The 22,653-nt window shown below is 33.9% G+C and carries 25 protein-coding genes and 2 pseudogenes; 22 read left to right on the top strand and 5 right to left on the bottom strand.

Features of this window, described 5'->3' with window-relative positions:
• Positions 1 to 25 precede the first annotated feature (25 nt).
• The 7 genes from BAMA_RS17025 (at position 26) to BAMA_RS17055 (ending at position 6,223) form a co-directional block, all read left to right on the top strand.
• Positions 26 to 907: an ABC transporter ATP-binding protein gene (locus BAMA_RS17025; protein ID WP_034641510.1), complete on the top strand. Its 882-nt coding sequence runs from the start codon at positions 26 to 28 to the stop codon at positions 905 to 907.
• A 129-nt stretch (positions 908 to 1,036) separates the two neighbouring features.
• The gene (locus BAMA_RS17030; protein WP_157406034.1) at positions 1,037 to 2,527 is read left to right on the top strand and encodes an ABC transporter permease; all 1,491 of its coding nucleotides are present in this window, start codon (positions 1,037 to 1,039) and stop codon (positions 2,525 to 2,527) included.
• Between the two features lie 168 nt (positions 2,528 to 2,695).
• Complete coding sequence (locus BAMA_RS17035) at positions 2,696 to 3,904, top strand: MFS transporter (RefSeq protein ID WP_034641516.1); 1,209 nt, start codon at positions 2,696 to 2,698, stop codon at positions 3,902 to 3,904.
• An 87-nt stretch (positions 3,905 to 3,991) separates the two neighbouring features.
• Positions 3,992 to 4,897, top strand: coding sequence for an aminoglycoside phosphotransferase family protein (locus tag BAMA_RS17040; RefSeq protein ID WP_051759007.1), 906 nt, complete (start codon positions 3,992 to 3,994; stop codon positions 4,895 to 4,897).
• Between the two features lie 29 nt (positions 4,898 to 4,926).
• A complete protein-coding gene (locus tag BAMA_RS17045) occupies positions 4,927 to 5,550 on the top strand; it encodes an NAD(P)-dependent oxidoreductase (protein ID WP_034641518.1) in 624 nt (207 codons plus the stop codon).
• 20 nt (positions 5,551 to 5,570) lie between these two features.
• Positions 5,571 to 5,819 carry a hypothetical protein gene (locus BAMA_RS17050; protein ID WP_034641521.1) on the top strand — a complete coding sequence of 83 codons (249 nt, stop codon included), beginning with the start codon at positions 5,571 to 5,573 and terminating at the stop codon, positions 5,817 to 5,819.
• A gap of 26 nt (positions 5,820 to 5,845) precedes the next feature.
• Positions 5,846 to 6,223 (top strand): hypothetical protein, encoded by a 378-nt coding sequence (locus tag BAMA_RS17055; RefSeq protein ID WP_034641522.1) that lies wholly within the window; start codon positions 5,846 to 5,848, stop codon positions 6,221 to 6,223.
• Between the two features lie 125 nt (positions 6,224 to 6,348).
• Here BAMA_RS17055 and BAMA_RS17060 read toward each other — a convergent pair whose 3' ends face one another.
• On the bottom strand, positions 6,349 to 6,756 hold the full coding sequence (locus tag BAMA_RS17060) for a VOC family protein (RefSeq protein ID WP_034641525.1): 408 nt from the start codon (positions 6,754 to 6,756) through the stop codon (positions 6,349 to 6,351).
• A gap of 199 nt (positions 6,757 to 6,955) precedes the next feature.
• Here BAMA_RS17060 and BAMA_RS17065 point away from each other — a divergent pair, with 199 nt between their 5' ends.
• From BAMA_RS17065 to BAMA_RS17080, 4 genes are read left to right on the top strand one after another with little or no spacing between them, the layout of a single operon-like run.
• Positions 6,956 to 7,783, top strand: coding sequence for a PP2C family serine/threonine-protein phosphatase (locus tag BAMA_RS17065; protein ID WP_034641528.1), 828 nt, complete (start codon positions 6,956 to 6,958; stop codon positions 7,781 to 7,783).
• Between the two features lie 14 nt (positions 7,784 to 7,797).
• Complete coding sequence (locus BAMA_RS17070; protein ID WP_034641530.1) at positions 7,798 to 8,196, top strand: PH domain-containing protein; 399 nt, start codon at positions 7,798 to 7,800, stop codon at positions 8,194 to 8,196.
• Between the two features lie 17 nt (positions 8,197 to 8,213).
• Complete coding sequence (locus BAMA_RS17075) at positions 8,214 to 8,966, top strand: metallophosphoesterase family protein (RefSeq protein WP_034641533.1); 753 nt, start codon at positions 8,214 to 8,216, stop codon at positions 8,964 to 8,966.
• Positions 8,967 to 8,981: 15 nt separating this feature from the next.
• Complete coding sequence (locus BAMA_RS17080; RefSeq protein ID WP_051759008.1) at positions 8,982 to 9,350, top strand: DUF4181 domain-containing protein; 369 nt, start codon at positions 8,982 to 8,984, stop codon at positions 9,348 to 9,350.
• 326 nt (positions 9,351 to 9,676) lie between these two features.
• On the opposite strand, the gene BAMA_RS17085 is transcribed toward BAMA_RS17080, so the two are convergent.
• The gene (locus tag BAMA_RS17085; protein ID WP_034641535.1) at positions 9,677 to 10,477 is read right to left on the bottom strand and encodes a metallophosphoesterase; all 801 of its coding nucleotides are present in this window, start codon (positions 10,475 to 10,477) and stop codon (positions 9,677 to 9,679) included.
• A gap of 272 nt (positions 10,478 to 10,749) precedes the next feature.
• Here BAMA_RS17085 and BAMA_RS25650 point away from each other — a divergent pair.
• The 3 genes and pseudogenes from BAMA_RS25650 to BAMA_RS17100 form a co-directional block, all read left to right on the top strand.
• Positions 10,750 to 11,001 (top strand): annotated as a pseudogene (locus tag BAMA_RS25650) (DUF4181 domain-containing protein); the annotation flags it as partial.
• Positions 11,002 to 11,167: 166 nt separating this feature from the next.
• The gene (locus tag BAMA_RS17095; protein WP_034641539.1) at positions 11,168 to 11,575 is read left to right on the top strand and encodes a DUF5391 family protein; all 408 of its coding nucleotides are present in this window, start codon (positions 11,168 to 11,170) and stop codon (positions 11,573 to 11,575) included.
• A gap of 301 nt (positions 11,576 to 11,876) precedes the next feature.
• On the top strand, positions 11,877 to 12,086 hold the full coding sequence (locus BAMA_RS17100; protein WP_034641543.1) for a hypothetical protein: 210 nt from the start codon (positions 11,877 to 11,879) through the stop codon (positions 12,084 to 12,086).
• A 64-nt stretch (positions 12,087 to 12,150) separates the two neighbouring features.
• Here the strand turns inward: BAMA_RS17100 and BAMA_RS17105 are convergent, their stop codons facing one another.
• A complete protein-coding gene (locus tag BAMA_RS17105; protein WP_235184472.1) occupies positions 12,151 to 12,996 on the bottom strand; it encodes an oxidoreductase in 846 nt (281 codons plus the stop codon).
• A gap of 157 nt (positions 12,997 to 13,153) precedes the next feature.
• On the opposite strand from BAMA_RS17105, the gene BAMA_RS17110 reads away from it, so the two are divergent.
• The 4 genes from BAMA_RS17110 to kynA all read left to right on the top strand — a co-directional run bounded on the left by BAMA_RS17110 (position 13,154) and on the right by kynA (position 16,446).
• The gene (locus BAMA_RS17110; RefSeq protein WP_034641549.1) at positions 13,154 to 13,591 is read left to right on the top strand and encodes an NUDIX domain-containing protein; all 438 of its coding nucleotides are present in this window, start codon (positions 13,154 to 13,156) and stop codon (positions 13,589 to 13,591) included.
• A gap of 69 nt (positions 13,592 to 13,660) precedes the next feature.
• On the top strand, positions 13,661 to 14,947 hold the full coding sequence (gene kynU / locus BAMA_RS17115) for a kynureninase (RefSeq protein ID WP_034641552.1): 1,287 nt from the start codon (positions 13,661 to 13,663) through the stop codon (positions 14,945 to 14,947).
• Between the two features lie 3 nt (positions 14,948 to 14,950).
• The gene (gene kynB, locus BAMA_RS17120) at positions 14,951 to 15,580 is read left to right on the top strand and encodes an arylformamidase (protein WP_034641554.1); all 630 of its coding nucleotides are present in this window, start codon (positions 14,951 to 14,953) and stop codon (positions 15,578 to 15,580) included.
• Between the two features lie 26 nt (positions 15,581 to 15,606).
• Positions 15,607 to 16,446 (top strand): tryptophan 2,3-dioxygenase, encoded by an 840-nt coding sequence (kynA, locus tag BAMA_RS17125; RefSeq protein WP_034641637.1) that lies wholly within the window; start codon positions 15,607 to 15,609, stop codon positions 16,444 to 16,446.
• 68 nt (positions 16,447 to 16,514) lie between these two features.
• Here the strand turns inward: kynA and BAMA_RS17130 are convergent, their stop codons facing one another.
• Both BAMA_RS17130 and BAMA_RS17135 read right to left on the bottom strand, forming a co-directional pair.
• Entirely contained in the window at positions 16,515 to 16,811 is a 297-nt protein-coding gene (locus tag BAMA_RS17130; protein WP_034641557.1) for a hypothetical protein, read from the bottom strand.
• Positions 16,812 to 16,942: 131 nt separating this feature from the next.
• On the bottom strand, positions 16,943 to 17,566 hold the full coding sequence (locus tag BAMA_RS17135) for a DUF2238 domain-containing protein (RefSeq protein ID WP_034641560.1): 624 nt from the start codon (positions 17,564 to 17,566) through the stop codon (positions 16,943 to 16,945).
• Positions 17,567 to 17,758: 192 nt separating this feature from the next.
• On the opposite strand from BAMA_RS17135, the gene BAMA_RS17140 reads away from it, so the two are divergent.
• From BAMA_RS17140 to BAMA_RS17155, 4 genes and pseudogenes are all read left to right on the top strand, one after another.
• Positions 17,759 to 18,322: an undecaprenyl-diphosphatase gene (locus BAMA_RS17140; RefSeq protein ID WP_034641563.1), complete on the top strand. Its 564-nt coding sequence runs from the start codon at positions 17,759 to 17,761 to the stop codon at positions 18,320 to 18,322.
• Positions 18,323 to 18,627: 305 nt separating this feature from the next.
• Complete coding sequence (locus tag BAMA_RS17145) at positions 18,628 to 19,272, top strand: TetR/AcrR family transcriptional regulator (protein WP_034641566.1); 645 nt, start codon at positions 18,628 to 18,630, stop codon at positions 19,270 to 19,272.
• 119 nt (positions 19,273 to 19,391) lie between these two features.
• A pseudogene (locus BAMA_RS24125) lies at positions 19,392 to 20,308 on the top strand (MFS transporter).
• Position 20,309: 1 nt separating this feature from the next.
• Entirely contained in the window at positions 20,310 to 22,646 is a 2,337-nt protein-coding gene (locus BAMA_RS17155; protein ID WP_034641569.1) for an FtsX-like permease family protein, read from the top strand.
• Positions 22,647 to 22,653 lie beyond the last annotated feature (7 nt).

Below are 22,653 nucleotides of genomic sequence, written 5' to 3' on the forward strand. Positions count from 1 at the left end.
CCTTATAGAATAGGGGATGAAACGAATGGTAATAGCAGAAATTAAGGGGTTGCAGAAAAAATATAAATCTACCCATGCCTTAAAAAATGTAACGATGGAGTTAAAAGAAGGTGAAGTGTTAGGGTTTATCGGACCAAATGGTGCAGGTAAATCAACAACCATCCGAATCCTGCTTGGCATTATAAAATCTAGCGGCGGAACAGCTAAGATTTTCGGTAAGGATGTTTGGAAAGATTCAATTGAAATTCATAAACGACTTGCATACGTTCCTGGCGATGTAAACCTTTGGCCAAATTTAACAGGCGGTGAAATTATTGATGTATTTATGCGTCTGCAAGGAACGAAGAACGATACAAGACGCGATGAATTAATTCATAAATTTCAACTTGACCCTAAGAAAAAAGCAAGGACTTATTCTAAAGGAAATCGTCAAAAAGTTGCGCTTATTGCCGCGCTTGCTAGTAATGCGGAACTTTATATTTTTGATGAACCGACAAGTGGTCTGGATCCTCTGATGGAAGCTGTATTTCAAGAGGAAGTGGCGAATTTAAAAAATCAAGGGAAGTCTATCCTTCTTTCGAGCCATATTTTAAGCGAGGTAGAACGCTTATGTGACCGCGTAGCGATTATTCGTCAAGGAGAAGTAATTGAAACCGGAACACTAGATGAACTAAGACATTTAACTCGTTATCAATATAAGATTACTACTCGTAACGAACCTATTGGATTAAAAGAAGTGAGCGGTGTGCATGATCTGGTGATCAATGGAAAAGAAGCTATTTTCCAAGCCGATAGTGACCAAATTGAGGCTATTTTAGAAGCAATCATACCTTACCATGTAACAAAGTTAGAGAGTATGCCGCCGACTCTTGAAGCGTTGTTTATGCGTCACTACACTGGAGAGTAGGTGAGAAGGATGAAAAATCAATTTAATAAGACTGGAATGCTCTTTCTTCATACATTACGTCGAGATTGGTTAAAGCTTCTTATTTGGGCAGTAGCTTTAAGTCTTTTTTCAGGCGGCTTTGCCAGTGCGATGTATGAAATCTATGGAAAAGACCCTAATAGCTTAATGGCTATGTATGAAACTATGAAAAATCCAGCAATGATTGCCATGCTTGGACCGACAACAGCTACTGCCGAGACATATACTGTGGGGGCAATGTATGCACATGAAATGACCCTCTTTACAGCACTCGTATTTGCAATTGTCTCTATTACGCATGTAATCAGCCGCACAAGGAAAGAAGAGGATGGTGGAACAACAGAGCTTATCCGTTCCTTTCAAGTTGGAAGACTGGCCGGCACGACAGCAATCGTTATCGAAATGTTTCTTTTACATGTAGTTATAATTGCTCTTTCTACAGGTTTGCTACAAGTGCAAAATGTGCCAGGAATGAATTTTTCTAGTAATTTGTTATATTCGACTACACTAGGTATGCAAGGTTTCTTATGGGCAATGATTGCACTCATATTTGCCCAATTAGCAGCTGGAGCTGGAAGTGCAAGAGGACTAAGCTTCTTGACACTTGGCTTTTTTTACATTGTTCGAATGGCAACAGATATGAACGCACCGGATGCTTCTTGGTTCAACCCGTTAGGATGGAGCTATTTAGTAAGTGTTTATGTTAATGATAACTGGTTTCCAATCGTCATTGTTTTTGCTGCCAGTATCGTTTTCTTAGCATTTTCCTATCTGTTGGAACAAGATCGAGACATAGGAGCTGGATATTTACCGGAACGGACTGGGCGTGCTCATGCAAAAAAACGTCTGTTGAGTCTTTCTGGCCTAATATTACGCCTTCAAAAAATATTTATTATTAGCTGGCTCTTCGCTCTCTTTATATGTGGGGCAATGTATGGATCAATTTTTGGAGATATGGAGGATTTTGTGAGTGAAAATGAGATCATGAAGCAAATGTTCCTTCACAATGCAAAGTACACTATACAAGAACAATTTATGAGTGTTCTTTTTCTCATTTTATCTTTATTAACTACCATTTTTATTGTAGGAAGTTTGATGAGACTCGTAAACGAAGAAAAGAAAGGGCACTGGGATCAGCTTTATGCTACGAAATTAAGCCGGACAAAATTCTACTGGTACCATGTGATCTTGACTTCCATACTAGGAGTGGTCGGACAAATTTCTGCAATATTGGGGCTCTATCTAGCACAACGAAGTGTGATGGAAACACCGTTAAGTTTGTGGGAAGTCACTAAGGCTGGGATGGCATGGATACCTGCAATTTGGTTCTTTATCGGTATTGTAGCTGTACTAATTGGTTGGCTACCTCGCTTTACGGTAACAATTTGGGGCTATATAGTATTCGTTTTCTTTGTTAGTTATTTTGGACAAATGATGGACATTCCAGAATTCATAATTAACATTGATATATTTAGTTATATTCCAAAAGTTCCAATTGAAGAATGGAAATGGGGAACTACAATCCTCATCAAATTATTGACTCTCTTTATGGTAGTTATTGGTTTTATCGGCTATAAAAAACGAGATTTAGTTAATGAGTAACAAATTTATATAGGTAATGAAAAGTGTCCTTCCTAAAGGACTATTAAAAGAAGATGATCTCTGGATTGAACAGGGGTCATCTTTTTTGTCGGATTTTATGAATTTACTAATGTTAATTTTATCGTTAAAATTATTTTTAACGATAAAATTATTTGAGGAGATGTTGGTATGTGGGAGAACAGTAATGCAAGAAATCTTTTTTTAGGAAGGCTTATTTCATCAACAGGGGATAGCATATATCAAATTGTTGTTATATGGTATGTGTACGAGTTGACACACAATGTATTTTATACAGGGCTGGCTTCGGCAGTTACATTTTTTCCGAAGGCGCTTAATTTTTTGTTTGGGCCGTTCATAGAGTTTGGGAATCAAAAGAAGATTTTAATTCGATCGCAATTTATTCAATGTTCACTTCTGTTTATCGTTCCAATTATGATACTACTTGGTTATGAAAATATATGGCTTGTTTTATTTGTAATTGGTGTTGTTTCTTTTGTTGAAAATATACAAGGAACAGCAGAAATTTCAATTGTTACGAAAGTGATTGATAAAAAATATTTAGGCACATATAATTCATTTGTTAGTAGCGGACAGCAAATGGTAGAGATTTGCATGAAAGGTTTTTTCGCTTTTATTATCGTGTACATAGGAATTGGAAACATCTATTTATTTAGTTCATTTGCTTTTTTACTTGCAACTTTTTGCTTCATGAAAGTAACGTATATGCCTAAACAGTCTACTTTGCCTAAACAGTTTACTTGGAAAATATATAAACAAGATTTAAAAAGCGGATTTATCTATTTCTTTACAACTAACATTGCGATTGTATGTTTTCCGTTTTTGTTATCAAACTTTATATCGGGGATGACGCTAGCGATTTTACCAGCATATGCTGACGAGAAAATGAGTCAAAATGATTACGGTATTCTTATTATGTCAATGACAGTAGGGAATTTACTAGGATCGTTATTGGCAACAAAATGCATGAAATACCCACTTGGCAAGATGATGACAATACTCCCGTTTAGTAGTTTCATTTTATGGATATCATCAGTCTTTATAAGCGGAAAAATAGTAACATTATTCATTTTTGGTTTAGCATTCGTCCCCTTTGGAATCATGAGTATTTTGTTTATTACGTATTTGCAAACATCATTAGATCAAAAATTGATTTCAAGAGTCGTTACTATTATTGATAGTGTACTTGTATCTACAATGCCGATAGGATCACTATTAGCGGGAATTTTCACGCCAATAATTGGTGTGAAAGCGATGATGATTATTGGTAGCTGCGGATTATTATGTATTAGTGGATTTTTCGTTTTTAATCGTCAGTTAAAGAACATGCAGAGTGTAACAAATGAACAAACAGGATGAAATGAAAATTTCATGTAACGTATTAAAAGGAGATTATATATTTTTCAAGAATAAAACAATATAGACAATTGAAAGGCGGCAGTATATATGACAAATATTCCTTCTTCTCTCATAAAAACGATACAAGATATACATGGTAAGCACGGTGAAACATGGATTGCAAAACTTCCACATACAATTCAAACATTAGAACAAAAGTTAGCAATAAAAGTCATTCAACCATTCAAAAACCTTTCTTATAATTACGTTGTTCTATCAGAGAACAAACAAGGAGAACAGCTTGTTTTAAAGTTAGGAGTACCAAGTCTAGAATTTAAACATGAGATAGAAGCACTTCGTTATTCACAAGGGGAAGGTGTTGTAAAGTTACTAGACTATGATGAAAATGTTGGTTTTCTTTTGTTACAGCGTGCAAAACCTGGTGAGTCGTTAGCACAGCTACATGATGAAACAAAAGCTACAAAAATAATGGCAAAAGCAATGAAAAGTTTTTGGAGGGAGGTTCCAATGCATCATCAATTTCCTTCTATTGAAAACTGGGCAAACGGTCTGCAAAATATAAAAAACCATTTTCATGGGGGCACGGGGCCTTTACCAGAAAAACTTGTGAAGAAAGCAGAGCGGTTATTCCCAGAACTTATCGCGACAATTTCAAAACCAATATTCATTCATGGTGATTTGCATCATGATAACGTATTACGTATGGAGAATGATCGATATATCGTTATTGATCCAAAAGGTTTAATTGGCGAAGCAGAATATGAGGTCGTTGCGTATTTAAGAAATCATTTATTAGATAAACAAAATCCGAAAGCAGTACTTGAGAATAGAATACATATATTAATAGATGAATTACAATTAAATAAAGAACGAATTGTAAGCTGGGGATTAAGTCACTGTATTCTTTCAGCGTGGTGGTATGTAGAAAGTCACGGACGTGTTCCGGAAGAAACATTAGCTTGTGCTCACCTTTTTGATGAGCTACTTGTATAATTTATAGAAGAAAAGAGGTCGAAACTACGATGAAAGTTGCGATTATCGGTGGGAATGGCAAAGTAGGACGATTCTTAATGAAAACAGCAGTAGAAGCAGGGTATAAAGTGCAAATGTTAATGAGAGATCCGAATCTATCTACAAATCTTTCTGGAAATGTTAAAATTATACAAGGGGATGCGACAAATATAGAAGACATTCGCTCTGTCTTAACAGGCTGTGATGCCGTCATCAATACAATTGGTCCAGCTGGAAAAGGAGTATTCATATTTCATCAAGTAACATCACATATAATTACTGTAATGAAAGAGTTGCATATCAATCGATATATTCTCGTTTCAGGTGGATCACTAGATGTAGAAGGAGATCGAAAAAGTTTTATAAACAAATTAGGTGCAAAAATGTTTCGTGTCTTTCTACCAGCTATGATGGAGGATAAACAGAAAGAACTAGCTTGTGTGGAGAAAAGTAATATTGAGTGGACACTTGTTCGTTTACCGTTTGTTGTAGATGATATTTCATCAAATGAAATAAAGGAAAGTTTAATCAATATGCCCGGTGTGAAAATTCATAACGGGGATATTGCTCGCTTTTTAATTGAGCAAATTTCTGATAACACATATATAAGAAAGTGTCCATTTATCGCAAATTGAAGGACTAGGAGAGATATAATATGAAGTTTGAAGATAATCGAATGTTAGGCATTCGCCTTGGCTCATTAATCGCAACAGAAAACCATCATTTCTTAGTCATTAAGAAAAATGAGCATTACTCATTACTTAATGTGAATACAATGGAGTGTAGTATTGTAGAAGTTTCTCTTGAACATATTCGCGAAGTGTTAGCAGAAGATTTTGGAGAAAGCATTGTTGAAATCATTCCTCCGGAACATTTAAAAATCATTGCTAAAAATGTTGTGTGAATTCTATAAAGAGGAGAGAAATCGATATGGGTAGGGAAATACAGTTTAATGGTGATAACATCATTTTAAAATTGATAGGTGTAAATGCATTTTTTGCACTGCGAACAGAAATCAAGATGCCCTATGATTCTATCAGTAATGTACATGTTGATTACTTTCAAGCCCCAATGTGGATGCTTCGTATGCCTGGCATGGCTATTCCATTTTTAAATATTTATGAAGGTAGCTACAAATATAGGGATGAATGGTATTTCCTTTCGTATGGAGGAGCAGTCCCTCTTGTAAATATTGAGTTAAATGGTCGTGAAAAATATAAATATATCATTTTTCAAGCGGACAATCCAACGAAAATAGCGGCAGAAATAAGAAGGTATATACAAAGTAAAGAAGCCCTAGAGAGCTAGGGCTTTCATACAGCAATACTTTTAGGAGTATCTTTAAGATAACAGAAAATAAGAAAAAACGCTCTAGGTAAAGTTTGTTAATTTTTTGCTCGTTTTCTTTTCGTAGCATGTATGAAAGGAAAGAATCATTCATCTTTTTTCGGCCCAATACCAAATGAGTTCATTAATACAATTCTCCAGCCATCTGGGTCCTCAATTGGAACACCATGTTCTCCACAATAAGGATTTTCAGGAGAAACAGCTGGATAACCCATCTCGTTTAGTCTTTTAGCAATTGTTTGTATTACATTTGCATCGGGAATATAAAAGACCAGTAAGTTATCATTCGTCGGCGCAGGACAAGGACTGCCATCTTCATGAGCTGTAGACTCTAAATGATAATCAAAACTAGGGAATCCGATCATAAGGCCATCATAACCACTATGTTTTGTAAATGAACCAATTTTTTGTAACCCTAATCCCACGCAGTAAAATGCTTCAATTTCTTTCATTTTATCAGTTGGACGTGCAATGTGTACTTGCATAACTGGCATATTTATTGGTCATGTAAAATCCATCGTTTATTCCCTCTTTAAGAACTTTTATAATAAAAAGATATCAATTATACAAAATAAAAGCGCCATCAATTTAGGAGGAATCTTCTACAACTTTCGTATGATATATGAGACTATAAAATATCTGAATTTTATGTTATTATATATTTCAAATTATTGACAAAGGGGTTCGGACAATATGCAGAAAGTGAATAGTAGAAATCAATATTCATGGATTGGCCGTGAAGAAATGTGTTTACATACAGTTTCAGTAAAGCAATGTGACCAAATTGTAATTGGTAAATATGGTGGGAATATAAAATCAGGCGCTCATAAAAATGAGGATGGATTATTCGTTTCGTGTAGTGAAGATTGGGAGTTCGCTATGATATTAGATGGTCACTATAGTGCGGAAAGTACAGCGTTATTAGTAAATACAATCAAAAACGAGTTTCATAATTTTAATGAATTGTTACAAGAACGAGTAGAGAGTGCTTTTCAATCGATTCAGCAGCACATATTATCCATTTTTACTTCAGAAAAATTTAAGACATCGTGTCAAAAGATACAAGGAGAAACAGCGTGTTTAATCTGCGTTCGAAAAGAAAACTATATATGGTGGTTTTCAGTAGGAGATTGTCTCGTATATGTACTACATGAAGAACTACATCAATTAGGTCAATACATGCTCAATCAACGTCATTTTTATGAGTGGGTTGGATTTGTGAATACATTCTCATTACCAGTTCCTTGTTATTCTTCAGGGATACGTGAACTGCGAACAGGAAAAAATCGAATTGTTATGGTAACGGATGGTGTATTAGAATGCGGAGAGCATCGTTATGAAACACCTGTCCATTTGTATAAAGATTTATATGAAAATAAAGAAAATGAAACATTAGAAAGCTCTGTTGAAAAAGTGTTACAACATGTTCACAAGCAATTAGGGCGGGATAGCGCAACGATCATTAGCTGGGATTATGATAATCAAACTTCTTCTACATATCCAAGTGATATGCAGAAATAAAAAGGAGGGATTCCATGTACTTTCCATCCAAAAAGGATAGATGGTTATGCCCTCTTTGGTGGGGATGTATTATTGTTTGTTTTTTACCATTGTTATTTCGTGAAGATTTCATATTTCTTGTCTTTACAATTCCACTCGGTATTTTACTCATTTGGAGTTGGTTCACGACAGGTTATACAGTGAAAGAAGCGGATCTTATTGTAAAAAGTGGCCCGTTAACAAAAGGTATTTCTATACTTGACATAAAGAAAATAACAAAAACGAAAAATCCATTTGCATCACCAGCTTTATCAGTGGAACGATTAGAAATTCTATATGGAGATACAAATGAAGTCATTTTTATTTCGCCATTTCAAAAAGAAGAATTTATTCGGTTATTAATGAAAGTAAACCCTAAAATCCGAGTTTCTTAACAGTAAGAGGAAGATGAATGATGAAAAATATTGCAGTTATTACAGATATACATGGAAATGCCGCAGCACTAAAAGTTGTATTAGAAGCAATTGATAGACGGAGCGATATTGATCATATCGTTTGTCTTGGTGATATGATTGCCATTGGACATGAAACAAATGAAGTACTTGAACTTTTATTTTCACGCGAAAATATTTCTTTTGTTACTGGAAATCATGATGAAGCTGTATTAGCTTTAGCGAAAGGAGAAGTGTATCCAGAAAGTCATAATGTTGGGCAACTAAAGAGACATCATGAATGGATTTGTAACAACATAAAACCAGCATTTATTGAAAAGATAAGTAATCTTCCAAGATATATAAAGATGACGGTTGAAGGTGTGTCACTTATGTTTGTTCATTATCATATGGCAGAAGAAAAGCGCAATAAACATATAAGTGAAGAGCCATTTAGCACGATTGTCTCTCCTACAAAGCAAAATATAACAGAGCTTTTTCAAGATTATCATGAAGAAATTATATGTTTTGGGCACCATCACCCTGTGCATTGTATACAGACAAAGTATCAAACGTTCTTTAATCCTGGATCATTAGGTTGTAATGATAAACCAATTGCAAAGTACGGCATAATCCAATTATATGACAGTAATCATTCTCTTTTTCTAGAAGAAGTATCATATGACTGGACAGAATATATGAGTAAGTTTGAAACGTTAAAAGTACCTGATTCTAAAGCAATACTTTTAATTTTTTATGGCCAAAAACAATAAGATAGGAGACATGAGATGTTTTTGTGGAAAGTAATTTTTGTTGTTGTTATGTTTATTGCTCTTCTTTTTCTTGAAAAATTATTAAGAAGAAAATGGGATATACCGAGGAAAAGTATAACAGAACGATATGTAAATAAAACGCATAAATGGATAGATATCGGAATCATTACAATTTATTTAATGTTAGGATTAACATCTATTTTTATATTAGAAAATTTCATGCTTAGTTTTTATATGATGGTTGCATTTTTAGTTACACAATGGACTGTTCGTACTTGGATGGAGTGGAAGTATGACCGGGAATCGAAAGAATATGTAATCACGATAGGCAGTATGGGGAGCGCTGTTGCTGTTGTTATTTTGATGAAGTATTTGTTTTTTTAGTTTGGAAAAGAGTGAGAAGATCACTCTTTTTTTCTTTATCCCGCATTAACGGGCTGTAAGACCCCCACTAATTGAAGTTTCATTTTATTGTAAAATTAAGGAGGATTTTTATGTACATGCTAAAGTATTTTGAGATAAAAGATTTTAATGTAGTTTTATAAAAAAGATTGATAATTTACAATAAAAGTTAAATTATCAAATGAATATAAAGGTTAACAGGGAAATTGAGTTTTCCTGTTAACCTCAAAAATATAGAAGTGGACATGGTTATAATCTTAGTGTGATTGGTATACTTGAAATCATATATAGTCAATCGTATTACAAAATTAGTCAAAAATATAAACAGATATTTCTGGAGGACAATTTATCCTTACTGGAATTTTAACTGTTCCTAATCCCCTATTAATAGCAAAAAATTGCTCTTCTTTTTCCTTTAAAACGCCTATATGAAAATGTTTATATGCTCCAATGGTTTTATTAAACAATCTAACTTGACCACCATGAGTATGACCAGTCATAAGTAAATTATAGTTCATTTTTTGTTTCCTTAATAAGTGTACTATATTAGGAGAATGAGCTAGAAAGATTTTTTTATCTGCTTTTTCTATATTCGAATCGTCTATTGGGAGTTTTTCATTTCCATAAATAGAGTTATCAAAACCGTAAAAATAATAATATGAACCATTAAATTCTAATGTTTGTGATTGGTTTTCTAAAAAAAAGACCCCTATTTCTTTCAACTGTTTTTTTAGATTCTCGTAATCTAACTCATTTAGTAAGTGCTTATTTATAAATGTGAGTTCTTCTCTTTCGTAATTACCTGGAATAAAAAATATATATTTACATTGTATTCTCTTTATTTCACTTAGTACTTTTGGCAATTGTTTTCTATTGGAAGCAAGATCCCCCGTAATACAAACAACATTTGGTTTTAAATTGTTAACAAGTCTAGAAAGAGTTCCATTTATAAAGTGTGTTCTTCCATGGATATCTGAAATTTGTATAATTTTAACATTTCCAGTGCGCGCACTACAATTCATATTATAAGTGTTAGTTCTTACTAAAAAGGTATGTATTGCTAGAATAGCAATGAATAATATTGTTATAATACTAGTTAATAAAAGCATTTTCCCCTCCTGTATCGATAATTTTCCCATGATATTCTATTTATTAATATTAGTATATTTTATTTTTTCTGGCAATTTTAAGGTTAGTATTAACTAGATTGAGGTTATATTTTCCTTTTGTGGTATAATATGAAAGATTGTGAGTTTTGAAAGGAAAGATAGCATGTTTTGGATGAATCTTTTTATGCTTGTAATGTTTTTGGTAGTAGCCTTTTTATTAGAAAAATGGGCGAGAAAGAAGTGGGACATACAAAAGAAAAAGTTGGTATGTAAATAAACTGCATAAAAAAATAGAACAAGGCATGTATGGCATGTACTTTATCTTATTATTTGTGCTTATATTCATGTTTGAGAATTTTAATATTGGCTATTTCATATTTGCATTTTTGATTGTTTTACATAGTGTTCGTACATGGATGGAATGGAAATATAACCGGGAATCGAAAGAGTATACGATAACGGCTGGCGGTGTAGTGTTTCTTTTTATTGGACTTGTGTTAATACGATATATGCTTTATATTTAGCCGCGTAGCTTAAAGATATGGAGTGAACACTCCTTAATTTCACCTTAAAATATGTATGTTTGTTTTTAAATGTTCTGTATATTTGGTACAATTTAAATTGAAGATAGTTATGAACATACATATATGTTTAAGTTTCAAATGATAATTAAGGAGGTGAAATAGCAATATGTTCGATCAAACGAAGAAAAAACGAGTTATTGTTATGACAATTCTTTCTGCCATACTTTGTAGCGCTCTTGTCATTGTCTCTTCACTTTCACCACTTGCTCATACGGGTGAGGCTGTGAATAAGTTTGGTACGCTAGGAATGTGGGCATCACTTGGTATGGTACTTGCTTTCTATTTGATCCCATTAGCTATATATGCAGCAGGATTCAGTGCAATGAGGTTTATAATGGCTCTTTTTTGTGTAATTGGAATACTAATGAATATTGTGACCTTGTTGGCTGCTCTTGGGTTAAATGCAGATAATATTATTCTTCTTGCAATAAGTATAGCAGGGATTATTGTCAATATAATATGGTTCTCGGTTGCTTTTAAATCAAAAGGTCGAGGTTATCGATATGGCGCTTAATAAATAGAAGAAAAATTGTATATGAGTATGAAATAAGCCTAAATGATGGAGTATATAAAGTTTAGGCTTATTTCTTTTGAAGAGAATTATTAGGAAACAGCCATGAATTGGTGTATCCCGCTATTTGCGGGCTGTAAGATTCCCACCTTAAAACTTAAGAAAAAGCGAAGAAGTTTAGGCGGGAGATTAACAGCACGTAAAAGCCCGATTGGTTGGGCTGACAATCAGTGGGGGATGGAGAAAATCCCCACTGATTGAAGTTTCACTTTATTTTACGCAAGTTTAAGAGGAGATGAATGTCATGGATAATAAAGTAAAAATATTAAAGTATATTATGATTCTATTAACTTGTATTGCAGTTGGCGGTACAGTCTTACCAAATGCGTTAGATCCAAATGAAACGCTAGGAGGAAAAATTTCCATTGCCACTTTTGGAACGATAGGTGCTTGTTTATTAATGTATGGTATTTATTTTATTGGGAAAAAAGCGATTTTAAGAGGAGAAAAATAAAAAGAAAAAGAGATAGCTTTCTAATTTGAATGGAAATAAAGTCGATTTTCTTAGGAAATCGACTTTATCTTTTCTTCTTAAACTGCTTCAAAACAACATACTCCCACCAAGTCCACGGAAGTATGCTTTTCATCATAATCGCAAACTTTACTCCTTTTCCTATTGGATAACGAAGTGTAGTTTTTTTCGCTGTTGCAATGGAAACAATTCTTTTGGCAATTTCATTTGGATTGCCAAGTTGATCTTTTCCGTCATTAATATGACTTTGTATTTTCTCTATGTGTGTTTTATAAGGAGATTGTGTATAGTCATTTCCCGCAATAAGTTCTTGTCCAGTTTCCCAAATGTTTGTATCATATGAACCTGGTTCAACAAGAACAACGTCAATCCCAAATGGTTTTACTTCAAGGCGAAGTGATTCACTCCAGCCTTCTAATGCATGTTTAGAAGAAACATAGGGAGATAGACCAGGGAAGCCAACTTTTCCACTAATGCTACTTATGTTTATAATTTTTCCAGCGTTTTGCTTTCTCATCGATGGTAATACAAGCTGCGTTACTGCGATAGCACCAAATACGTTTGTTTCAAATTGTCTTCTATATTCTTCTATTAAAACTTCTTCAGAGCAACCGCCACTTGCATAACCAGCATTATTCACTAGTACATCTACACGATCTAGCTTTGTTAAAAATGATTGAAATGTGCGTAGTGAAGCTTCATCTGTTACATCTAATTGTTCAATTTGTATATGTTCTGAAATACGTAGTTTGGTAGCTTGTGAGAGAAGTTCTTGTTGTTTTTGTAGATTTCGCATTGTTGCGATTACATGAAATCCGCTTTTTGCGAGTTCAAGAGAGGTTAATAACCCAAATCCACTTGAAGCACCTGTAACGATAGCGACTTTTTTCATTGTTTTATCACTTCCTTCTATTCTCATCATATAGAGTCATTCATGAAAAATCTATGATGAAATGTGTCACAATATGCGCTTACCAGGGAAATAAGTTTTGTATTTTCTGATTATTATTTCCGGTAGTATAATGAAAGATGTTAAAGGGGAGATATTTATGCCAATTTCAACGTATTACAAGGAGTTACGAGAGAAAATCGGTTCTCAAATTATTTTCATGCCAAGCGTTGCAGCAATTATTCGAAATGAACAAGGGGAAATTTTGTTTCAATATCCGGGTGGTGATTATTGGAGTTTGCCAGCTGGAGCAATTGAACTTGGTGAAACAGCAGAGGAAGCTGTGGTTAGAGAAGTATTTGAAGAAATAGGTTTACACGTAGAGCCCATTTTTATAAAGGGGGTATTTAGTGGGAAGGCATTTCGTCATACATATGAAAATGGTGATGAAGTGGAGTATATGGTTGCTGTATTTGAATGTAAAGTGTTAGGTGGGAAGCTGCAGTCAGTGGATGGAGAATCTATAAAACTTCAATATTTCCGGTCAGATGAAAGACCAAAGCTTGTATTACCATATCCGGAAGAATTGTTTTGTTGACGGTATATCGATTCCAGTGATACATTTGTGATAAATTGAATTATAAGAAAATTAAGAGAAGGTGAAATTATGTATACAAAACCTTTTGAACCGTCCTATGACTACGCAAAAGAGTGTGATAAGTACGATGAACTCGCATTATTTCAAGAAGAGTTTTATAAACGAGAAGGTACTATTTATTTAGATGGTAATTCACTTGGTCTTTTATCTAAGCGTGCTGAACAGTCATTACTGACAATGCTGCACTCATGGAAGCATTACGGCATTGACGGATGGACAGAAGGGGAACATCCTTGGTTTTTCTTATCAGAGCAATTAGGTGAATTAACGGCTCCACTTATTGGTGCATTACCAGAAGAAATCGTTGTAACTGGCTCAACAACGACAAATATTCATCAAATGGTGGCGACGTTTTATGAACCAAAAGGAAATCGTACAAAAATTCTTGCGGATGAATTAAATTTCCCTTCTGATATTTATGCACTGCAAAGTCAAATTCGCTTAAAAGGATTAGATCCAGATGAGCATCTTATCCGTGTGAAGAGCCGAGATGGACGCACATTATTAGAAGAAGATATTATCGAAGCAATGACAGAGGAAATTGCGCTTATTTTACTTCCGGCTGTTTTATATCGTAGTGGCCAAATCTTAAATATGAAGAGACTAACAGAAGAAGCTCATAAACGGGGTATTACAATCGGTTTTGATTTATGTCATTCTATCGGATCTATTCCGCACCATTTCCAAGAATGGGATGTTGATTTTGCGATTTGGTGTAATTATAAATATTTAAATGCCGGTCCTGGCGGAGTTGCAGGATTATATGTGAATAAGAAACATTTCGGTCGTCTTCCTGGGCTTTCTGGTTGGTTTAGTTCACGAAAAGATAAACAATTTGATATGGAGCATACATTAATAAAAGCAGAACATGCTGGTGCATATCAAATTGGAACACCGCACGTACTAAGTGTGGCACCATTAATCGGTTCGCTTGAAATTTTCAAAGAGGCGGGTATTGAAAGGTTACGAGAAAAATCACTTCACATTACACGCTACATGCTAAATTTAGTGCAACATGAATTAAAAGATATGGGCTTTACAATCGGCAATCCATTTGAGGATGAAAAACGCGGTGGGCATATTTATTTAGAGCATGAAGAAGCAGCTCGCATTTGTAAAGCGTTAAAAGCAGAAGGTGTTATTCCTGATTTCCGTGCGCCAAATGGTATTCGTTTAGCTCCGGTTGCTTTATATAATACGTATGAAGAAGTATGGCAAGCAGTGCAAATTTTAAAGCGTATTATGAAAGAAGAGACGTACAAACAATTTGAAAATAAACGAGAGGTTGTGGCGTAATACATGGAAGATAGAAAATGGATTGATATTTCACAGCCCCTACAAAATGATATCGCTACTTGGCCAGGTGATACACCATTTTCGTATGAAGTTGCGTGCTCAAAAGAAGAAAGTGGTTCTGTTAACGTTGGGAAAATAACGATGAGCATACATACAGGGACGCATATTGATGCGCCGTTTCATTTCCAAAATGATGGAGAAAGAGTACTAGATTTAGATGTAAATGTTTATGTGGGGCCTGCTCGCATCATTGATGTGTCAGGATTAGAAAGTATTGGGGCAAGTGACTTAGAAACATTTCAGTTAGAAGGGATAGAGAGAGTATTATTACGAACTTCTTCTCACGGAAATATAAAGCTATTTCCAGAGAAAATTCCGCACTTACGAGCAGATATTGCACCGTTTCTAAAAGAAAAAGGTGTTCGTTTAATCGGTGTTGATGTCCCGTCAGTAGATCCGCTTGATGATAAAGAATTAGTTGCTCATCATATATTATGGGAACATGGAATTCATATTTTAGAAAACGTTGTACTAGATCATGTACCAGATGGGGACTATGAACTCATTGCTTTACCACTTCCATTATCACACGCTGATGGAAGTCCTGTTCGCGCAATTGTTAGACCACTATAAGCTGCATAGAGAGGATGCTACAAATGATGAAGGAAAAAGAAAAAGTAATTATGGAAAACAGCATTCATACAGATTTTCGTAATAATATGACATATGGGGAGTACTTACAGTTAGATCGTTTGTTAGACAGTCAAAAACGATTATCTGATCATCATGATGAAATGTTATTTATCATTATTCATCAAGCAAGTGAACTTTGGATGAAACTCATTTTACACGAAGTAAACGCGGCAATTGAAAGTATAAAAAATGAAAAGATGGCACCAGCTTTTAAAATGTTAGCACGCGTTTCCAAAATTCAATCACAAATTATTCAATCATGGGATATTTTAGCGACGTTAACACCGTCTGAATATATTGAGTTTCGTGATTCGCTAGGTCAAGCATCAGGATTCCAGTCATATCAATATCGTATGATAGAGTATGCACTTGGGTATAAAACACCTCATGCTCTGAAAATTTATGAGAAAGATCCAGATTTACATGCTCGTCTAAAAGAAGCACTACATGCGCCAAGTTTATATGACGTAGCAATCCAAGCACTTGTGAAAGAAGGTTTTCCAATTAATCCGAACCTACTGCAGCGTGATCTCACGCAGCCATATGAAGAGGATGCAACGGTGGAAGCAGCTTGGCTGGAAGTGTATAGCGATGTGAAAAAATATTGGGATTTGTACCAGCTTGCTGAAAAGTTAATTGATATTGAAGATTGGCTTCAGCAGTGGCGTTTCCGTCATATGAAAACGGTAGAGCGCATTATTGGACATAAAATGGGGACAGGTGGATCTTCTGGTGTATCTTATTTAAAACGTGTACTTGACCAGCGCTTCTTCCCAGAGCTTTGGAATATTCGTACGAAGTTATAAAAAAGCATGCCGCATTTTGATGCGGCATGCTTTTTTACTTCTTTTTGTTAAACATCTATATAGCGTAGTTATCGTATTTTGCTTTGTTTCTTTTGGTTGTTAGGAGTGATTTCATCAGCAAACTCCATATTTGCCAAACTTACTTTGGATAGAATAATGGTTTTGGCTGTATTTTGAGCGCCTTGGAATAAGCGTTGAATCGGATTTGCATTGCGAACTGCTGCTATACTAAAGACTGTTCCTAACCCTACTAAAGAAATCCAAAGCCATCCCGTATTCTTTTTTCGTCTATTTCGAAACAAGTTAAACATACGCTGAGTTCTTCTAGAATTAAATAATGACATTAAGAAGTTAAGAGTATTCATTTGTTCCTCCTGTAATCATAATTAGGAAAAAGAAACATTAAGTTCAATTTCATATCATTTATGTTGCTATATTTTATTGAGATTTATGATGCCAACTTATACTAAATAATCCTGGGCTTTTTATTAAAGCCCTAATATTGTTTTATTTTCTTTAATAGTTGTTTATGTAGTGGTGATAGGATAAGTAACGCTAAAATCGAACCGATAAAAGTCAGTGACATATCCCATTGTGCATCCCACATATCGCCTTGTGTCCCTAAAAAATTTTCAGTTACTTTTCCCTTTGTTATTATAAAAGCTAACCATTCAATGATTTCATATAATGCAGCGATAGCAAGAGAAATACTAATACTTATCGTGACTAACCAAGGTCCTTCAGTTAATGGAGTTTTTCGCAGTAATACTTCTCTTAGGATGATTACAAATAATCCTTTTAACAAATGTCCAAAGCGATCATAATGATTTCGATTTAAATCAAAAGTATCTTTTAGCCAATTAAATAGAGGAACTTTTGAATATGTGTAATGAGCACCGATGAACATGGTGATAGCGAGTAGTGCGATAATGATATAAGAGAGGGTGGTAAAACGAAATTTATTGTACGTTGCAATGAGAATAATTAGACCGAGAACGGCAGGGATGGCCTCTGATGCCCATGTCCAGTAACTTGCTGGTTTAATAAGAGACCATATAAAAAATACAGTAACAAGTAGTAACAACGATAGATGAATCTTTGTGCTTTTATTTCTTATCACTTTTTTCCTCCTGCTTGAAATGGGTTTGCTTTAAGTATTGAAAAAATCGTGATTTTGTATGCAAAGTACTTGGAGTAATAGCCTATAAAAGTCCGATTGGTCGGGCTAATAATCAGTTAGCATATTACATATTTCTCGTTCGTAGGGGAATCGTATTTATATAATATCTAAAAAAGAAAGGAGCCTACTCGCGTGAATTACAGGATATTTAGGATTATTAATTGTCTAGCGGGTCGTAATTTAACATTGGATACATTTATGATATTTATGTCAAAAAGAACGCCATTGTTATATACGTTTTTATTAGTCTTCATGTGGTTTAGAAACAAGCCTTATAAAAAAATGATTTTATTTGCAGGGGTATCAGTAGGGTTTTCTTTAATTATAAACTACTTAATTCAACTTTTTTATTTTAAACCTCGTCCGTTTGTAGTACATCGTGTTCGTTTACTAATTCCATCAAAAAATAATTCTTCATTTCCGAGTAAACATACAATACTAGCATTTGCTTTGGCGACCTCTATCTTACTTCGTAACAGTTTATTTGGCTTAATCATGTGGTTTTTAGCAATTTTAACAGGGTTCTCACGTATTTGGGTAGGGCATCATTATCCATTTGATATAGTAGGGAGTGCTTTTATAGGGACATTTATAAGTCTGGTTATTGACGGTATTATAGACATATTCAACTACTTTTTTTATTGGATTACAAAATTATGCAGAAAGCTAATTTTTATAGGTTCGAAAGATTTCTAATGTTTTTTTTGATAAAAGAATCAAATGTAATATAGATAATAATTCAATAGAATAATGCAGGAGAAAAAACTTTTAAACCGTATTTACATAAATATGGTTTAAAAGTTTTTTGAATTTATAGGGAATTTTCATAACTGTATGAGCTTATAAACCATTTGATTAACACCGTAATTTTCAGAAAAATATCAGTTCATTATAACATCCTCTAAAAGTTGATAAATATTTGTATGAAAATGGAACTTTTTTGTCAGGTCAGCATATATTTAAATTAGACCGACAGTCGGTCTGTGTGAAAGGGGCCTTATATGAGAATTACGAAAGAATATGAAGAACGTCGTAATGAAATTTTGAATACAGCAGAAAAATTATTTGTTACGAAAGGTTATACGAAGACGACTGTAAATGATATTTTGCAAGAAATAGGAATTGCAAAGGGAACGTTTTATCATTATTTTAAATCAAAAGAAGAAGTAATGGATGCTGTTATTGTAAGGATAGTAAAGGCTGATGTAGAAGTAGCGAAAAAGATTGCTTCAGATTCAACTATTCCTGTACTTGAAAAATTATTTCATATTTTAACGGTGCAAGCTCCAAAATCTGGAGGCAATAAAGAGCAGATGATTGAACAATTTCATAAGCCGAATAATGCGGAGATGCATCAAAAAAGCTTAGTGCAATCCATTGTACATGTAACCCCCGTTTTGACAGAGGTTATTCAGCAAGGGATAAATGAAAAGGTTTTTGTAACCGATTATCCGCAAGAAACAATGGAGTTTTTACTCGCTGCTGCGCAAGTGATATTTGATGAAGGATTGTTCGAATGGAAACAAGAGGAAGCGATGCAAAGAGCGAAAGCTTTCATTGTGATGATGGAGTTGTCTTTGGGAGCTAGAAAAGGAAGTTTTGATTACATTTTAGATATGTTAATGAAAGGATTTGAAAGTAAATGAAAAATATTTCATCATAAAAGAAAAGCGACTTGTACGCTAAAAAGATTACTTTTCTTTAATAAGTTTGTATTTTATAGACCGACAGTCGGTCTATATTTTAAACAAAAGGTGAAGAGATTATGAAAAACGTTAGTGAGAAACCTTTTACAAAAGATTTTCGGATCATGATAATTGGTCAAATTATATCGATTGTTGGCTCTTCGCTTCTCCGGTTTATTTTAGCGCTATATGTGCTCGATTTAACAGGAAGAGCGGATATTTTTGCGATGTTGTATGCAATATCAAGTATCCCACTGCTTTTAGCACCACTTGGCGGGGCACTGGCAGATCGATTCAATCGTCGTAACTTAATGGTTATTTTGGATATAGCAAATAGCTTAGTAGTTTTTGTCTTCTTCTTTTTGCTATTAACTAATTATATTTCTATTATATTTATTGGTATTTTTATGTTTTTGTTAGCGGTCATTAGCACATTGTATGCACCTCTTGTTATGGCTAGCATTCCGTTATTGGTGCCCCAGTTATTTTACGAATTACATTACAAAGCAATGATGTAATCTATGGTGTAGGAATGGCGTTTATTGATTTTTCTACTATCCTTGGAGCTCTATCGATCGGCTTTTTTGCTAAAAAGATGAGCATGAAAAAATTATACCAATGGATATTTTGGAGCGCATTACTTATGATTCCAATGGCTCTCTCTATTACACCAGTTATCCTTCGCTTTGGATACTATTCATCATTTTTCCTTTACATTTTATCCTCCATTCTTATCGCAACAATGATGACAATGATTTCTATTTTTGTGATTAGCGCTGTACAAAAGAAAACACCTAATGAAAACTTAGGAAAAGTAATGGCAATTATTATGATGGTTTCACAGTGTATGGCACCTATTGGCCAAATTCTATATGGATCTTTATTTGAATTATTTAACGGAAATCTTTATGTCCCAATTTTGTTTGTTAGCGTGTTACTAATAGGAATAGCTAGTATGACGAAGAGAATGTTACGAAATGAGGAGGGAACAGTATAAGATGATTGCTAGAATGCTAAAAAGCGATTTTTTAAGAAATAAAATAATCAACATCATTGTGTTTATTTTTATTATGTTATCTTCTTTATTGGTTGCAAGTGCTACTAATATTATGATAAATCTATCCAACGCGATGAATCATATGTTTGAGAAATCAAAATTACCACATTTTGTACAAATGCATACGGGTGAAATCAATCAAAAATTAATTGATGAGTTTGTCAGTGAAAATAAACTTGTAAAGGCGCAACAAACCGCTGAAATGATTAACATTGATAGCTCAGATTTGTTTTTTCATAATAAGAAACAACGACAGAATAATAGTGTCATGGATAATAGTTTCGTGAAACAAAATTCTTCTTTTGATTTTTTACTTGGTTTAAACAATGAAGTAATAAATGTTTCGCAAGGTGAGATTGCTGTTCCAATCTATTATATGAAGAAAAATGATTTGCATATTGGTGATACAGTTTGGATTGCTAATCATGATTTTGAAATGAAATTTACAATAACGACATTTGTACGTGATGCTCAAATGAATCCTTCCATTGTTAGTTCAAAACGATTTGTCATACATGATAAAGATTGGGAGGTGATAAAAGAAAACATAGGAGAAACTGAATATCTTATTGAATTTCAATTAACAGATGTGAATAAAATAAATGTATTTGAAAGCATATATACCTCATCAAAACTACCTCAAACAGGAACTACAGTTACTTATCCACTCTATAAAACATTAAATAGCGTAAGCGACGGTATTACAGTGTTACTTATTATCTTTATTAGTATATTACTAATGGGGATAGCTTTTCTTTGTATCCGTTTTATTATCATTGCGACAATGGAAGAAGATTACCGGGAAATTGGTGTAATGAAGGGGATTGGTATTGCTAGTAAAGACATTCAAAAACTTTATGTCACAAAATATATTATTTTAGCAGCAACTGCAACGATATGTGGTTATGTAATTTCATTATTTATAGACGAAATATTTACTGCAAATATTTCTTTGTACATGGGAACAGCGGAAAGAACAATGCTTGATTATAGCGGGTCGCTACTTAGTGCAATGATAGTTTTTATAACGGTTGTTGCATTTTGTAAATTTATATTAAGAAAGTTTCGGTACATTACTGTTGTAGAGGCGCTGAAGAAAGGAGAAACACCATATAGCGGAAGACATAGCAAATTTTTTAACGTGCATAAAAGTCAATTTTTTAACGTGAATCTATTACTTGGTTTAAAAGATGTATTTGAACGTTTTAAAACCTATAGCTTGTTAACTATGATCTTTATCATTTGTACCTTTGCGATGATCGTGCCGGTTAATGTTTTCAATACAGTACAATCTCCACAGTTTATTACGTATATGGGTGCTGGGAAAAGTGATATACGAATTGATTTACAGCATTCTGAAAATGTAACAAATCGATTTCAAAGTACGATATCTTATATGGAACGTGACAAAGATGTAGAAAAATATACAGCGCTTATAACAAAGAGGTTTCAAGTATTCAATGATGATGGTACCTATGAAAATATAAATGTAGAAATTGGTGATTTTACGGTGTTTCCTTTAAATTATGTAACAGGGGCGGCGCCAAAAAAGGAGAATGAAATTGCACTTTCTTATATGAATGCAAAGCAATTTAAAAAGAATGTTGGGGATCAGTTAACACTTCTTGTAGATGGGGAGAAGACGGAATTCGTTGTATGCGGCATATACCAAGATATAACGAATGGCGGAAAAACAGCGAAAGCGTTGCTACACCACAATTCACATGATGCTTTATGGTATGTGGTACATGTAAATGTCTTAAAAGATGGAAGTGTTAATGAAAAAATAGCAGAATATGAAAAAGCTTTTCCTCTTGCAAAAGTAACAGGTATCGATGAATATGTTTCACAAACATTAGGACCAATGATTCATCAATTAAAACTTGTTACGGTTTTGTCTATTATTATCTCTATTATAATAGCTGCACTTGTTACAGCTATGTTCTTTAAAATGTTAATTGCTAAGGATGCCTCCCAAATTGTAATTATGAAAAGTATCGGTTTTTCTTATAGTGATATTCGAATGCAGTACATTACACGTTCGCTTATTACGTTATGTATCGGAGTGATAATTGGGACGGTTCTTTCAAATACAGTTGGTCAATGGATTGTGAATGCACTAGGAGGGATGATAGGGGCTTCGAGTATGCAGTTTATTGTTAACCCTTTAGAAACGTATGTAATATGTCCATTGTTACTTATTATAACAGTAATGACTATGACAATTATGAGTATTTCAGGATTTCAAAAGAATGATTTACATGTGAAAGAAAGATAAGGGGGAG

The organism is Bacillus manliponensis (assembly GCF_000712595.1).
GTDB lineage: Bacteria > Bacillota > Bacilli > Bacillales > Bacillaceae_G > Bacillus_A > Bacillus_A manliponensis.